Origin of the sequence: Halobacterium noricense (assembly GCF_021233435.1) — an archaeon.
Classification (GTDB): domain Archaea; phylum Halobacteriota; class Halobacteria; order Halobacteriales; family Halobacteriaceae; genus Halobacterium; species Halobacterium noricense.
This window is the reverse complement of the sequence record NZ_CP089468.1, coordinates 1,796,737-1,810,121: the sequence shown is the minus strand read 5'-3', so window position 1 is coordinate 1,810,121 and position 13,385 is coordinate 1,796,737. Positions and strand designations below refer to the sequence as shown.

The 13,385-nt window shown below is 69.1% G+C and carries 11 protein-coding genes and 1 pseudogene; 4 read left to right on the top strand and 8 right to left on the bottom strand.

What is annotated here, in order from left to right; all coding sequences use genetic code 11:
* The first annotated feature begins 7 nt into the window (after window positions 1-7).
* Window positions 8-1,003, top strand: a complete 996-nt coding sequence (locus LT974_RS09445) for a DUF5784 family protein (protein ID WP_232587425.1) — start codon at window positions 8-10, stop codon at window positions 1,001-1,003.
* Here the strand turns inward: LT974_RS09445 and LT974_RS09440 are convergent.
* From LT974_RS09440 to LT974_RS18025, 4 genes and pseudogenes are all read right to left on the bottom strand, one after another.
* Window positions 1,000-3,051, bottom strand: a complete 2,052-nt coding sequence (locus LT974_RS09440; protein ID WP_232587424.1) for a bacterio-opsin activator domain-containing protein — start codon at window positions 3,049-3,051, stop codon at window positions 1,000-1,002. The two genes, LT974_RS09445 and LT974_RS09440, sit on opposite strands and share 4 nt — an antisense overlap.
* 5 nt (window positions 3,052-3,056) lie before the next feature.
* On the bottom strand, window positions 3,057-3,509 hold the full coding sequence (locus LT974_RS09435; RefSeq protein WP_232587423.1) for a response regulator: 453 nt from the start codon (window positions 3,507-3,509) through the stop codon (window positions 3,057-3,059).
* Window positions 3,502-5,481: a PAS domain-containing sensor histidine kinase gene (locus LT974_RS18030; protein WP_456298803.1), complete on the bottom strand. Its 1,980-nt coding sequence runs from the start codon at window positions 5,479-5,481 to the stop codon at window positions 3,502-3,504. Before LT974_RS18030 ends, LT974_RS09435 begins: the two co-directional genes overlap by 8 nt.
* Window positions 5,482-5,529: 48 nt before the next feature.
* Window positions 5,530-7,503, bottom strand: a pseudogene (locus tag LT974_RS18025) (PAS domain-containing protein); the annotation flags it as partial.
* A gap of 94 nt (window positions 7,504-7,597) precedes the next feature.
* Here LT974_RS18025 and LT974_RS09425 point away from each other — a divergent pair.
* Window positions 7,598-9,994 carry an ATP-dependent DNA helicase gene (locus tag LT974_RS09425; RefSeq protein ID WP_232587421.1) on the top strand — a complete coding sequence of 799 codons (2,397 nt, stop codon included), beginning with the start codon at window positions 7,598-7,600 and terminating at the stop codon, window positions 9,992-9,994.
* On the opposite strand, the gene LT974_RS09420 is transcribed toward LT974_RS09425, so the two are convergent.
* Window positions 9,991-10,956, bottom strand: coding sequence for a Gfo/Idh/MocA family protein (locus LT974_RS09420; RefSeq protein WP_232587420.1), 966 nt, complete (start codon window positions 10,954-10,956; stop codon window positions 9,991-9,993). The genes LT974_RS09425 and LT974_RS09420 overlap by 4 nt on opposite strands.
* A 107-nt stretch (window positions 10,957-11,063) precedes the next feature.
* On the opposite strand from LT974_RS09420, the gene LT974_RS09415 reads away from it, so the two are divergent.
* Complete coding sequence (locus tag LT974_RS09415; RefSeq protein ID WP_230888812.1) at window positions 11,064-11,231, top strand: HEWD family protein; 168 nt, start codon at window positions 11,064-11,066, stop codon at window positions 11,229-11,231.
* Here LT974_RS09415 and LT974_RS09410 read toward each other — a convergent pair.
* Window positions 11,228-11,440, bottom strand: coding sequence for a helix-turn-helix domain-containing protein (locus LT974_RS09410; RefSeq protein WP_232587419.1), 213 nt, complete (start codon window positions 11,438-11,440; stop codon window positions 11,228-11,230). The two genes, LT974_RS09415 and LT974_RS09410, sit on opposite strands and share 4 nt — an antisense overlap.
* An 89-nt stretch (window positions 11,441-11,529) precedes the next feature.
* Between LT974_RS09410 and LT974_RS09405 the strand changes: the two genes are divergently transcribed.
* On the top strand, window positions 11,530-12,054 hold the full coding sequence (locus LT974_RS09405) for an acyltransferase (RefSeq protein ID WP_232587418.1): 525 nt from the start codon (window positions 11,530-11,532) through the stop codon (window positions 12,052-12,054).
* Here LT974_RS09405 and LT974_RS09400 read toward each other — a convergent pair.
* On the bottom strand, window positions 12,051-12,611 hold the full coding sequence (locus tag LT974_RS09400; RefSeq protein WP_232587417.1) for a hypothetical protein: 561 nt from the start codon (window positions 12,609-12,611) through the stop codon (window positions 12,051-12,053). The two genes, LT974_RS09405 and LT974_RS09400, sit on opposite strands and share 4 nt — an antisense overlap.
* On the bottom strand, window positions 12,608-13,384 hold the full coding sequence (locus LT974_RS09395) for a mechanosensitive ion channel domain-containing protein (protein ID WP_232587416.1): 777 nt from the start codon (window positions 13,382-13,384) through the stop codon (window positions 12,608-12,610). Before LT974_RS09395 ends, LT974_RS09400 begins: the two co-directional genes overlap by 4 nt.
* Window position 13,385: the final 1 nt, after the last annotated feature.

Below are 13,385 nucleotides of genomic sequence, written 5' to 3'. Positions count from 1 at the left end.
TCTACGTGTGGCGAAACCGTTGCGGTTCCGGCGGTCGAACGCGTCGTGGAGTGCCGACCGCGTCCACGACCAGCTCTACCGGGACCTCGACGACAACCTCGGCGCGACGAGTTCGACGCCGTGGTTCAAACCCCCCGCCGGGTACGATGCGCGGCGCTTCGACATGGACAACGGCGACACCGCGCTGTTCTGCTGGAACCACGACGGCGGGTGGTGGCTCGGCAACACCGAGACGCCGGAAGTGCTGTGGCGGACGGACAAACAGTCGTTCGCCGAAGCCCCCGAGGCGGTCTCCGAGTGGGCCCAGCGGGAACTCCTCGAGGAACTCCACGACGAGGACCCGTGGCTCTCGGCGTACCCGACGCTGTCGTGGTTCTTCCTCCCCGTGTTCATGTCGAAGGACGGCCGCGAGACGACGCGCGCGTTCTTCAGCGAGCACGCCGCGGGCTTCCCGGACGCCGACCCCGAAGACGCGCTCGCGTTCTACGAGGAGTTCCTCGACACCGGCGTCCTCGACGACGAGCGACACGTGATGGCGGGCAAACTCGGCACCTCCGAGTTCCTCGATATGGCCCGCGCGAGCGCCGCGATGAGCGAGTTCCACGCCGCGTGGCTGCTCCACGAAGCCGGCTACGAAATCACGCCCGAAATCGAAGTGACGACCGGGCACTCTCTGGACTTCCGCGCGGACCGCGAGGGCGAACACGGCGTCCTCGTGGAGGTGACGCGGCCGGTCCCGACGAACGACCGCGCCGCCAACACGCCGATTCGGGCGGTCAAGGAGACCGCGGAGACGAAGACCAGCGGCCAACTGGAAGCCCACGGCGGCGGTGCCGTCCTGTTCGTGGACTGCTCGTCGTTCCCCGACGACGAGTGGCGTCGCGTCCGCGGCGAACAGCCCGACGTCGGCCACCGGCCCGCGGTCGTCTTCCGCGTGCGGCCGGACGGCTCCGTGGACGGCTACACGAAGGGGTCAGTGCCGCTCTCGCTCCAGCAGTTCTAGCTCGACGACGCCGAATCCCCGGGGTCGTCGCCGACGAGGCGCGCGAATATCTTGTGCTCGGCGGCGCGCAGGTGCTGTGAGAACGTCGGCCCGGAGATATCCAGGGACTCCGCGACCTCCTCACCACTGGTCGCGCGTGGCCACTCGAAGAACCCCGAGAAGTACGCGGTCTCGACGACGGTGCGCTGGCGGTCCGTCAGCGCGTCCGACCAGACGTCGGCGAGGCGACCGGGTCGCTGGTCGCGCTCGGTGACCTGACGGCGCGCCACCGCCTCCGCGGAGTCGTATTCGTTCTGGAGCGCGTCGACGACCTCCCGCACGTCCGTATCCTGCGGGAACTGGGCGGTCATCCGGAGGTCCTCGCCGATGACGACCCGGCGGACCGACCCGCCCAGCGACGCCACCTCCGACATCAGCGGCGGGTCCGAGAGACGGAGTTCGAATCGGACGCCGTCGACGACCTCGCCGACGACGGTGACCGACTCCCAGAACGATACCGTCTCCGCCAGCCGTTCGACCTCGCTGATTCCGTCCGCAGCGACCGTCCCGTAGACGAGGAACTGGTTCTCGTCGACGGAAATCGTCCGTTCCAGCTCTATCGGTATCTCCGGCGCGGTACCGGCACCAATCGCGTCCGCAATCTCCCGAATCCGGAACTCCAGTTCCACGACCGCGTCGCTCATCAGCGCCTGCTTGCGCTCGGCGGCCGCGATGGCGTGCCCGACGAGGTGGCCGAGGTGCTCGACGACGGTCCGCTCCTGCTCGCGGAACGCGTCCGAACGGTCGGCGTACACGTTCAACACGCCGTACGTGGTGTCTTCGTAGCGAATCGGGATGGCGGCCGACGACTGGAAGTCGTAGTCGTCGGCGACGTCGCGCCACTGCTCGTAGTTGCGGTCGTCGTGGACGTCGAGGACGGTCTGCATCTCGCCGGTTCGCAGCGCGCGCCCCGTCGGGCCTTCGCTGGCCGAGTTGTCGGGGTCGACGGACAGCGACACTTCGTCGAGGTAGCCGTCGGTGCCGGCGCTCGCGCGCACGTTCACCGCCTGGGTTTCGGGGTCGGGTTCACCGACCCACGCGAACTCGTAGGACGGCGACTCCGCGAGGCGCTCGCAGGCGATGCGCTCGATTTCCTCGCGTGTGGACTGGTCGACAACCGCGCCCGCGACCCCGTGGACGACGTCGTTCAGCTGGTTCAGCGCAGCGAGGCGCTCGCGTTGGGACTCCAGTTGGCGCTCGTACTCGCGTTGCTCGGTGACGTCACGGGTGTACACGACGAACCCGTCTATCGTGGGCTCGTCGCGGAGGTTGCGGCCGCGCGCGTCCAGGAACACCCACGAGCCGTCCGCAGACTGGAACCGGAAGTCGACGGTCGCACGGTAGTCGGAGTCCCCAGTGAGCCGGTCGAACTCCTCGCGGACCGCGACGCGGTCGTCGGGATGGATGTAGTCGAAGGCGTTCTCGCCGACCAACTCGTCGGGGTCGTATCCGAGCACGTACTCCACGGATGGCGTGACGTACCGAAACGTCCCGTCCGGGTCCGCGATGGCGTTGACGTCCGTGGACTCCTCGATGAGGGTCTCGTAGCGCTTCTGCTCGCGGCGGTGCGCGCGCCGCTCGATGGCGTGGTGAATCGAGCGCACGAGCAACTCGGGGTTGATTTCGTCCTTCACGAGGAACTCCTCGGCACCCCGGCGCAGCGCTTCCCTCCCGACCTCGCGGTCGGTGAGCCCGGTGAGGACGACGACCGGGACCCCTCCTTCGTGGTCGAGCAGCGTCGTGAGCGTTTTCAGGCCTGTGCTGTCCGGGAGCCCGAGGTCGAGGAGGACGACGTCGGCCCCGGCGTCGTCGAGGTGGTCGAGGGCGGCTTCGAGGCGCGTCTCGTGGACGAGCGGGTCCGCCGTCTCCGTGTCGCCACGGTCCACGAGCGTGTCGCCGTCGAACGAGCGCGCTTCCAGCGAGACGGCGTCGTCGAGCAGTTCGCGGATGTAGCGGGCGTCTCCGGGGTTGTCCTCGACCAGCAGGATTCGGGGACGGTCGTCGCTCATGCGTGTCAGTCGAGGCTCGGTGGGAGTTCGACGAGCGTCAACCAGAACCGCTCGAACGAACGAATCACGTCGACGAACTCGTTGGGATCGATGGGTTTCGTGAGGTACGCGTTCGTGTGCTGCTCGTAGCTCTGCAGGACGTCCTCCTCGGCCTCGGAGCTCGTGAGGACGACGACCGGAATCGTCCGCAGGTCGTCGTGGGATTTCACCGCTTCGAGGACGTCGAGGCCGTCCACTTTCGGGAGGTTCAGATCGAGCAGCATCAAGTCGGGGCGGGGGGCGTCAGCGTGGTCGCCGCGCTGGTGGAGGAAGTCGAGCGCAGCTTCGCCGTCGTTGACGTCGTGGAGGTCGTTGTTGATGCGGGCTTCCTCGAAGGCCTCGCGCGTGAGGCGCACGTCGCCGGGGTTGTCTTCGACCAACAGGATGTCGACGGGCTCGCCGTCGCGGTGCTCAATCATCGCGTTGCCCTCTATCTGGGATACTGAAGTAAAACGTTGACCCCTCGCCGGGCGTCGACTCCACCCAGACGTCGCCGCCGTGGCGCTCGACGATGCGCTGGATGAGCGCCAGCCCGACCCCCGTCCCCGGGTGTTCGTCGTGCGTGTGGAGCCGTTGGAACACCTCGAAGATGCGGTCGGCGTGGTCGGGGTCGATGCCGATGCCGTCGTCGCTGACCGCGAACACCCACTCGTTGCCGTCGCGCTCGACGGCCACGCGGACCGTCGGCGGCCCCTCGCTGTACTCGATGGCGTTGCTCAGGAGGTTCCCGAACACCTGTCGGAGTTGGTCTTCGTCGCCGGAGACCGTCGGCAGCGACTCGGCGACAACGGTCGCGTCGTTGTCGTCGATTTTCACCTCGAAGTCCCGGCAGACGTCCGCAAACACCGCGTCGAGGTCGACGGATTCGAACGCCGCGCCGCGCTCCACGCGGGAGTATTCGAGCAGCGCGTCTATCATCTCCTGCATCCGGTCGGCACCGTCGACCGCGTAGTCGAGGAACTCCCGGCCGTCCTCGTCGAGGGCGTCGCCGTACCGGTCCTCGATGAGCGAGAGGTAGCTCGACACCATCCGGAGCGGCTCCTGGAGGTCGTGGGAGGCCGCGTACGCGAACTGTTCGAGGCGCTCGTTAGACTCCGCCAAATCCGCGACGAGCTGTTCGCGCTCGGCGTCGTAGCGCTCGCGCTCGATGGCGTCTGCGAGGATGTTGGCGACGCTCTGCACGAAGTTGACGTCCTCCTCGGAGAACTGCTTGTGGCTGGTGTCGTGGGTGCCGAGGATGCCCCACGGCTCCGCCGGCGACCCGATGATGGTGCTGACGCCGCTCTCGACGTCGTGGGAGGTGAGTAGCTCCGGGCCGCTGAATCGGTCTTCGACGGCGAGGTCGTCCACGACGACGGCTTCCTCGGAGAGCAGCGTGTACCCCGCCTGGGAGTCGTCGTCGGCGTCCACGGTGGCGTTCCCGATGACGCCGTCGTCCCAGCCGACGCCCTGCCGCAACAGCAGTTCGCGCGCGTCGTCGTCGAGGTCCAACACCTTGCAGTAGTCGTTTTCGAGAGCGTCAGCAACTTGCTCGGCGACTTGCGCCATCAGTTCGTCGAGATCATCGGTGTCGAGCGCGCGCTGCCCGAGGTCCGCGACGACCCGCTGTTGGCGCGCGCGGCGTTCGAGCGTCCGGTCGCGTTCGGCGCGCTCGGTGACGTCGGTCATCGTGATGACGCCACGCGCCACCTCGCCGTCGTCGAACACCGGCATCCCGCGCACCTCGATGACGCGCTCGGAGCCGTCCGCGCCCTCGATGTCGTAGACGTCGGGCTCGACGACCGGCTCGCCGTCCAGCACCCGCGCGAGAGCGTATTCGTCGGATTCGACGCGTTCGCCCGAATCCGCCCACCACGCCGTGTACTGGTCGTACTCCTCGACGGACTCGGCGTCGAAGTCCGCGCCACCCCAGATGCGTTTCGCGATACCGTTGGCCTCCACGAGTTCACCGTCGTCGTTCGCCACGACGACGCCGACCGGCAACACCTCGAACAGCGTCTCCAGTTGCTCGCGGTGCTGTTCGATTTCGCGCTCGGCGCGCTTCTGCTCGGTGATGTCCGTAATCGCGCCCGGGAACGTCACCGGCTCGCCGTCCTCGCACTCGACGTGGCCGCGCGCGACGATCCAACGAACGTCGCCGTCCGCGTCGTAGACGCGGTACTCCTCCTCGTAGTCGCCACAGGTTTCGACGGCTTCGTCAATAGCGGCGGCGACGCGCTCGCGGTCGTCCTCGTGAATCGAGCCGACGAATTCGTCCAGCGGCACGCCCTCGCGGGCGCGCTCGGGATCGATGCCGAACAGGCGTGCGAGCGAGGTGCCCGCGACGAACCGGTCCTCGGGGATGTGCCACTCCCACGTGCCGACCGCGCCCGCTTGGGCGGCGGCCTCCATCTGTGCTTTCGCGTCGGCGAGCGCGCGTTCGCGTTCCTTCTGTTCGGTGACGTCCTGTACGACGAGCATCCCGCCGTCAACGTCGCCGCTAGGTCCGCGAATCGGGAGCACGCGCGCGGACAAGTGGTTGCCACGGAACGACGTCTCGAAGTGCTGTGCCTCCCCGGCGAGGGCTGCTTCGAGGTATGGCTCGATCTCCTCGACGAGGTGGTCGGGGTAGATGTCGTGGACGCGGCGGCCGACGCGGTCGGCCGGCGAGATGTCGCCCTCGTCGACGAGTTCGCCGCCGACCGCGGTGTACCGGAGGTCCTCGTCGAAGAGGCCGACCGCGCCGTTCGGGAAGTTCTCCACGAGCGTGCGGTAGCGCCGCTCGCTCTCCTCGATGCGGCGGCGCTGCTCGCGGCGCTCCGTGATGTCGCGGGCTGCCCCGACGAGCTGGCGTTCGCCGTCCCGCGTCTCCAGCGAGGAGAACGTCACCTCGACGGGGACTTCGTCGCCGCCCTTCGTCTCGACGGTCGTCCCCAGCGTCGGCGTCTCGTCGTCGCCCGCTGCCGCCCGAATCTCGGCGGCGCGTTCCAGTGTCGACTCGTCGACGAACTGTGACGCGTGCTCGCCGCGTAGCTCCGCGCGGCTGTACCCCGTGATGTCGGCGAACCGGTCGTTGACCGCCTCGTAGTAGCCGTCCTCGTCGGTGACGTAGATGCCGTCGTTGAGCGTCTCGAAGATGGTCTCGTAGCGCGCGAGCTGCTGTTCGCGCTCCGCGCGCTCGGTGACGTCCTGGGACATCCCCATCGCGGCCGTGACCTCGCCGTCGTCGTACACGGGAAAGACGTGGAACTGGTTGACGCGGTCGCCGATTTCGTGCTCGAACGCGCTCGATTCGCCGTCCAGCGCGGCTCGATACCGCGGCGCGAGCACGTCCGCCAGCTCCCCTGAGAGCGCGTCTTCGACGCGCAGTCCTTCCAAGTCCTCGGCCGTTCTGCCGTCGGCGTCGACCGGCGACCCGCCGACGGTCACGTACCGGAGGTCGTCGTCGACGAGCGCGACCGCGCCGTTCGGGACGTTCGCGACGAGCGTCTCGTAGCGGCGCCGCGACGCTTCGACCGCGTCGTTTCGGCGTTCGAGGCGCTTGCGCGTGCGCTGCTGGGTACGCTCGTAGCTCACCCACTCGGCGACGAGGTCCACGAGCGTCACTTCCCACTCCGAGAACCCGTCGGTGCGTGGTTCGGTGCCGTAGAAGCAGAACGTCCCCCGGACGTCTCCGTCAACGGCCACGGGCGCGCCGAGGTAGCAGGAGACGCCCCAGTCGACGTTTCCCGCGCGGTCCACGAGCTCCGGCGCGTCCTCTGCGAGGTTCCGAAAGACGACGGTCTGCTCGCTGTCGACAACGCGCTCGCAGTTCGTCGCGTCCAGCGGGACGACATCCCCGGATTCGATGTCGACCGCCGAGCGCGTGTCGATGGCCCGGAAAACGTAGTCGTCGCCGTCGACCCGCGAGAGCGCTGCGTACTCGGTGCCAATCGTCTCCCGGACGAGCGCGAGCAACGCATCGACGCGCTGCTCGAAGGACTGAGCCGGGTCCGTCGCCACGTCGTAGACCTCCCGGAGGACGCGCTGCCGCTCCTGGGGTTCGTGTACGCGCTCGTCGGTCCCGTTGGCGGCCGGTGAGAGCACGCCGACGACGCCACTCTCGTCATCCGCACCGACGCCCCGCAACCGCAGTTCGAAGGGCGTGGATTCGCCGGTAGCCGACTCGACTGTGACCGTCAGCGTCGCGTCCGCGGCGCCGAGGCCGTCGAGCGCGCGCTCGATGCGGCCGGCGTCGTCGCCGAACAGCGCCGCGAGCGGTTCACCGCCGGCGTCGTCGCTCGCATACCCCGTCTGCTCGACGAACTCCTCGCCGACGCGGGCGACTCGCCGGTCCGCGTCGAGTTCGAAGACGCCGCCGTCGACGACGGCCGCGAGCGCCTCGTACCGCCGGCGTGGCGTGTTCGCATCCGGCGACGCCTCCCCCTGTTCCATACCATCCCGATGCGTACTTCCACGGAAGAATCCTCCGGCCGTCGCGTTCGGCAATCCGTACGTTCATACCGCGTGGCGCCCCATCCTGTACCGAATGGGCGACGACGACTGGCGCGACTTCTTCGGGTTCGACGAGCCCTACGACCAGCAGGCCGACGCCATCGGCGCGGCCATCGACGCCGGCGAGCGCGGCGGCTACCTCGCGATGGAGGGGCCCTGCGGCACCGGGAAGACGATGGCGGCGCTGACGGCGGCCGCCCAGCTCGTGCGCCGCACCGACGACTACGAGCGCGTGTTCGTCGTCACCCCCGTGAAACAGCAGCTCCAGCAGTTCGTCGCGGACCTCCGGCAGATGAACGCCGGGCTGGACGAGCCGCTGAACGGCGTCGCGCTCGTCGGGAAGCGCGACCTCTGTCCGTACGGCCGCGAGGACGTGTTCCCGCGGGACGCCAGCGTCCACGACCGCTGCGAGGACCTCCGCGAGTCAACCGCGGGCCTCGTGGAGGCCGACGGCGAGGGCGGCAGCTTCGACGGACAGGACGCGGGCGAACTCGTGGACTTGCGTGCCGCGGACGCGCTCGACGACCCGTGGTGGGACCCCGCGAAAGCCCGCGACCTCGCACGGTCGGCGCGCGCGGACGCCAACCACAATCTCTCGGAGAACCCCCTCAGAACTGACGGCGCGGACTCGCCGTACGTGCCCGTGCAGCCGAGCGCACCCGAGGAGTTCGCCGACGGCGACCCGCCGCTGTTCTGCCCGTTCGAGGCCGACTGGTACGGACGGAACAAGGGCTCGCCCGTCGGTTTCGACGTCGGCGACTACAACGTCGTCACGAGCGAGGACTTCCTCCCCGCCGCCGTCGAGTACGGCACCTGCCCGCACCGCGTCCAGCAGGTCATGCTCGACCACGCGGACGTCGTCATCGGGAACTACAACCACCTCTTCGACCCGCAGACGCGCGGGCTCACCGAACACCTGCTCGACGAGCAGACGTTCGTCGTGGTGGACGAAGCCCACCGCCTGGAGGAGCGCGTGCGCGACCTCCTCTCGGACCGCGTAGGCCGACACACGCTCGCTCGCGCACGAAACGACCTCCGGCAGTTGCTCACGACGGCCAAGCAGAGCGAGTCGAACCGCCAACAGGTCCGGGACGAACTGCAGAGCTACGAGGTCACCCTCGACGCCATCGAGGAGGCCGTGGAGTTCCTCGGCGACGTCTCGGAGTGGCTCGACGACCGCGTCGCCGAGTACCTCGCCGAGGAGGGCCACGACCCGAACCGGCCCCGCGACCTCCCGGAGCACGACCACGAGATTCCGCTCCGTGACCCCGAGACCGACGAGCCCGACGACCTCACGCGCTGGGCCGAACAGGAGGGATACACGGGCGGCCTGTGGCGGTCGCTGGCGGACATCGGCACCGCGGTCGCGGCGATTCTGGAGGACGACGGCGACCGCTCGGCGGTCTGTGGCGCAGTCGGCATCACCCTCCAGCGGTGGTGGGAGCGCGACCACGCGACGTACTTCCGGGAAATCGAGCTCGAGCACGCGCCCAAAGAGTCCGGGCGGGCCGGCGCGGCGTGGGCGGAGACGTACACGCCCGCGCTCGTGACGTACAACTGCATGCCGGCGCGCGCGCTCCGCGAAACGTTCGCGGGACTGGGCGGCGGCGTGCTGATGAGCGCGACGCTGGAACCGCTCGACGTCTTCCGCGAGGTGACGGGTCTCGACAGGCTGGAAGCGGGTGCCGGCGACGCGGAAGCCCGGCCGGTCGTGGAGCGCCGCTACGACCTGCGGTTCCCCGAGGAGAACCGCGCGAGCTTCACCGTGGACGCGACGCCGTTTACGGCACGCAACCGCGGCGACCCGACCAGCGAGAACGCCAATCAGACCCGCGAGCAGTACCGCTACGTCCTCCGCACTATCGCGCGCTCGCCGGGGAACGTCCTCGTCTGCATGCCGAACTACCGGGAGGCGGCGTGGGCCGGCGACTACCTAGAGGGAGCCGTTGAGAAGCCCGTGCTCGTCGACGAGTCCTCCTCGAACGAGGATACGGACGCGCTCAAGCGCCAGTTCTTCCGCGGCGACGGCAAAGTCATGGTGACGAGCACTCGCGGCACGCTCACGGAGGGCGTCGACTACGACGGCGACAAACTCGCGGCGTGCGCCGTGGTGGGCGTTCCGCTCGTGAACGTCGGGTCGCCGCGCGTGCGGGCAGTCCGGCGGGCGTACGCGGACGCGTTCGGCGAGGACCACGCCTTCGAGTACGCGCTGACGGTGCCGGCGGTGCGGCGCGCGCGGCAGGCCATCGGGCGCGTGATTCGTGGCCCGGAGGAAGTCGGTGTGCGGGCGTTCGTCGGCCAGCGCTACGTCGAGGGCGCGCGCCACTCCGTCTTCGAGTACCTCGGTCCCGGCGAGCGCGAGGAGTTCACGCGCATGACGCCGGAGTTCCTCGGCGACCAGCTAGACCTGTTCTGGAGCGAGCACGCCTAGAGCGGAATCGTGTCGCCGGTCGCCGACGACTCGTAGATGGCGTCGATGGCGCGCATGTTCGCGACGGCTTCCTCGCCGTCCGTCAGGGGGTCGCGGCCGGCTTCGACGCTGGCCGCGAAGTGCTCGATTTCGAGGCGGTAGGAGTCCACCGGGTCGAACGTCTCCTCGACGGTCTTCTCGTCGGTCCCCCAGCGGAGCGTCGTCTCCGAGCCACCGGGGTTGAACGCGGTGTCGGCCTCCAACCAGCCGTCGGTGCCCTCGACGCGGTACGTCTGATGGTGCGTCGACTCGAAACTCGCCTCAATCGTGGCGGTCGCGCCGTCGTCGAACTCGAACGTGGCCGCGACTTCCGTGTCGACGCCCGCATCGCGGCGGTCGTGCGTGTGCCCGGAGACGAGTGCGGGTTCACCGAGGAACGTGCGGGCCGCGTTGACGGGGTAGCAGCCGACGTCCATGAGCGCGCCGCCGGCGAGGTCGGGGTCGAGGCGGACGTCCGGCCCGTCTCCGAGCCGGAAACTGAAGTCCGCGTGGACGTGGCGGAGGTCGCCGAGTTCCTCGCGGGCAATATCGACTGCACGGACTGTTCGGGGGTGGTATCGGTACATGAATGCCTCCATGAGCGTGATACCGGCGTCCGCGCAGTGCTCGACGACGCCGACAGCTTCGTCGGCGTCCGCGGCGAGCGGTTTCTCGCAGAGCACGTGGAGGCCGGCGTCGGCGGCGCGCTTCGTCCACTCGGCGTGGAGGCCGTTCGGGAGCGGGACGTAGACGGCGTCGATGTCCGCGTCCAGCAGGGCGTCGTAGGAATCGTACGTCTCGGGGATGTCGTGGCGGTCAGCGTACGCGGCCGCGGCGTCCGCGCTCCGGGAGGCAATCGCGCGGACCTCGTGGTCGGTCGACCGAATCGCGGGGGCGACTGACTCGTCGCCGATGTTCGCCGTGGAGAGAATTCCGAACTGCATGCCCGAACCCGGATGCGCCGACGCCGTAACTGTTTGGACCGACGGCTGTCGAACTCGCGGTGTCGTGGACAGAACACTCAAGCCGGCGGGCCGACTGCGTACGCGTGATGGCCGAAATTCGAGCCCCGAAGGAGCGCACGTGCACGCAGTGTGGGCGCTCGGAGCGCTGGGACGACGAGACGGGGAACTGGCGGGTCGACGACGAGGTCGGTGACGTCTACTGCGTCCACTCGTGGGACGTCACGGGGTCGTTCACCCCCGTGGAGGAGTCCTAGAGCGGGCGCGCAGCGACGTAGCTGTCGCCGTCCTGCTCGACGAGCCCGCGGTTGCGCAGCGTCTTCAGCACGCTGTACAGCGTGATGCGTGGGACGTCGAGTTCGCCGTGGAGGTCGTCAAGCGTCGCGCTCTCGTTCGTGGAGAGGTAGAGGTAGACCAGCTTCCCGCGCGGCGACTCCACCCCAGTCGGCAGCTGTCGAGTAGACATTCGTCGTTTGCCGACTATAGTTCGACGATAATAAATCCTACCTTCGACAGTAGTCGTAACCCCGGGAACGGCCGGGAACACGTAGGTTCATGGCGGCCGCCCGCGAACCCGCGAGCGTGTCGCGCCACGACCGCCTCGACCGGAATCCGACGCCCGGCCGCCGCAACTCCCTGTGGCACTGGCCGGACGCCAAACACCCGCTACGGGTCGCGCTCAACTACGTCGTCGTCGTGCTCGCGCGCATCTGTCCGAGCCTCCGCGCGAAGAACTGGCTGCTGCGCCGGCTCGGCGTTACGCTCGGCGCGGGCGCGGCCTGGGGGCTGGAGTCCACGCCCGACGTCTTCTGGCCGGAACTCGTCACCGTCGGCGAGGACGCCGTCGTCGGCTACGACGCCACGCTGCTCTGTCACGAGTTCCTTCAGGACGAGTACCGCACCGGCGCGGTCGTCGTCGGCGACCGCGCGATGGTCGGCGCGGGCGCAATCGTCCTCCCCGGCGTCCGCATCGGCGAAGACGCGCAGATCGCCGCGAACTCGCTGGTCACCGACGACGTACCGCCCGGCGAGACAGTCGCCGGCGTCCCCGCCGAACCGCTCGACTACGACGAGCGCTAGTGCGTCGCGCGAACGCGCTCCGCGGCGTCCTCGTCGTAACCGCCCGGGATGAACACGCCAGTGGCGGCGAGCGCGGTGAGACACGCGAACGCGCCGCCGACCGAGAACGAGCCGACTGTGCGTAGCAGGGGGTCGACGGAGACGCCCGCGACGATGGCGGCCAGCGCGAACGCCAGGAAGGCCAGCGCGAACGCTGCCCGCGTCCCACGGAAGTAGACCGCCGACGCGTACCAGAACGCTCGCACGCGGCGTGCGAACGGTGCACCGTCGTTCGTCGCCGCGTCCGCGAGCCCGGCTGCGCCGGCTGCCGCCGTGGCACCCGCGGTGTAGCCGAGCACGCCGGCGACTGCGAGCAAATAGACGCCCGCCTGCTCCCACACGGAGAACGACCCCGCAGCGACGGCTATCAGCACGCCCGCGAGCGCGCCGAGCCACAGCGTCCACCGCGGCCCGTGCTCGCGTACCCACCGTCGGTCGCTGCTGGCGATCGTCGCGTAGCCACCGACGGTGAGCACCGCCCAGCCCACGACCGCCAAGCCGGAGGCGACCGGACTCATTCGCGCACCACGACGACGCCGCGCTCGAACACGAGGTGATTCGGGAGCACGTACTCCCGCCCGTCGTCCTCGACGCGCGTCACGAACACGTTTACCTCCTGGACGATGCCCTCGTGCTCGCCGATGGCGACGCGGTCGCCGATGCCGTACGGCTGTCGCAACAGGAGGTAGACGCCGGACGCTGCGGACGTCAACAGTTGGTGGGTGGCGACCGCCGTGAACAGGATGAGCGCCCCGATGTACGCCGCCAGCAACACGAGCAGCGCGTCGATTGCGACGCCGACCTGCGAGAGCGCGACCAGCGCCGCGACGAACAGCACGCTGTACTTCACGACCTTCGGAACGACCGACATCTCCGGCACCTTCACGCTCCGCAGTCGCTCGCTGACGAACAGCTCGGCCTTGTCGCCCGCGAGCACGCCGAAGAACAGCACCGCGACCGCAATCACGACCGACGGGAGGAAGCCGACGATGGGGTACCAGACCGCGTCCTGGACGGTGAGCCGCGCGACTTCGAGCGCGACCAGCACCGCAAATGCGTAAATTATCCACGACGTCAACCGCGCCACCAGCCGCACCGTCGACGACCCGACGTCGCGGGCCATCCGCTCGACGCTCGTCCCCTCGACGGCGTCGTCGACGCCCAGCGCCAGCAGCAACCGCTGGTTCACGCGGCCGACGAGGTAGCCGAGCGCGAGCCCCGCGAACAGCACCGCGACGGCGAGCACGTACCGGAAGTCGGGGTCCAGTACCGGACTGAAATCGACTTGCATG

What these genes read in the sequence shown, in the direction of transcription:
- LT974_RS09395 (WP_232587416.1), bottom strand. Translation starts at nt 13,384, where the DNA reads ATGCAAGTCGATTTCAGTCCGGTACTGGACCCCGACTTCCGGTACGTG.
- LT974_RS09440 (WP_232587424.1), bottom strand. Translation starts at nt 3,051, where the DNA reads ATGAGCGACGACCGTCCCCGAATCCTGCTGGTCGAGGACAACCCCGGA.
- LT974_RS09415 (WP_230888812.1), top strand. Translation starts at nt 11,064, where the DNA reads ATGGCCGAAATTCGAGCCCCGAAGGAGCGCACGTGCACGCAGTGTGGG.
- LT974_RS09420 (WP_232587420.1), bottom strand. Translation starts at nt 10,956, where the DNA reads ATGCAGTTCGGAATTCTCTCCACGGCGAACATCGGCGACGAGTCAGTC.
- LT974_RS09405 (WP_232587418.1), top strand. Translation starts at nt 11,530, where the DNA reads ATGGCGGCCGCCCGCGAACCCGCGAGCGTGTCGCGCCACGACCGCCTC.
- LT974_RS09400 (WP_232587417.1), bottom strand. Translation starts at nt 12,611, where the DNA reads ATGAGTCCGGTCGCCTCCGGCTTGGCGGTCGTGGGCTGGGCGGTGCTC.
- LT974_RS09425 (WP_232587421.1), top strand. Translation starts at nt 7,598, where the DNA reads ATGGGCGACGACGACTGGCGCGACTTCTTCGGGTTCGACGAGCCCTAC.
- LT974_RS09435 (WP_232587423.1), bottom strand. Translation starts at nt 3,509, where the DNA reads ATGATTGAGCACCGCGACGGCGAGCCCGTCGACATCCTGTTGGTCGAA.
- LT974_RS18030 (WP_456298803.1), bottom strand. Translation starts at nt 5,481, where the DNA reads ATGGAGGCCGCCGCCCAAGCGGGCGCGGTCGGCACGTGGGAGTGGCAC.
- LT974_RS09410 (WP_232587419.1), bottom strand. Translation starts at nt 11,440, where the DNA reads ATGTCTACTCGACAGCTGCCGACTGGGGTGGAGTCGCCGCGCGGGAAG.